The organism is Rhodoplanes roseus (assembly GCF_003258865.1).
Lineage (GTDB): Bacteria > Pseudomonadota > Alphaproteobacteria > Rhizobiales > Xanthobacteraceae > Rhodoplanes > Rhodoplanes roseus.
This window is the reverse complement of sequence record NZ_NPEX01000736.1, coordinates 1-288: the sequence shown is the minus strand read 5'-3', so window position 1 is coordinate 288 and position 288 is coordinate 1. Positions and strand designations below refer to the sequence as shown.

Here is a 288-nt window from a genome sequence, read left to right as displayed (position 1 = left end):
ACCGTCAGCGGCACGAAGCGGGCGGCGGCCTCGGCCGTTTCCGACGGGTCGGCGAGCACGTGGTTGCCCTTGGTGCCGACGTTCAGCCGCCAGAGGAACGGTTCGGCGCGCAGACGCGAGGCCTCGCGCACCTTTTCCAGGTCGGTGCCGGCGCGGCGCACGAGCTGCTGGATGGGCGTTCCCTTCACCCAGACGTCCTTTTCCACGTCGATGAGGAAGATATCGGAATAGGGAAAGCCGGTGCCGTCCTCGACGCCGTATTGCTCGAAGCCGAAATACTTGCCGTCC

Annotated in this window: 1 protein-coding gene; it reads right to left on the bottom strand. The window is 66.3% G+C overall.

Translation table 11 applies throughout. The annotated features are described in order from the left end of the window. Positions 1-288: DUF2259 domain-containing protein (locus CH341_RS32185; protein ID WP_146604750.1), on the bottom strand; the 288-nt coding region annotated here is incomplete at both ends.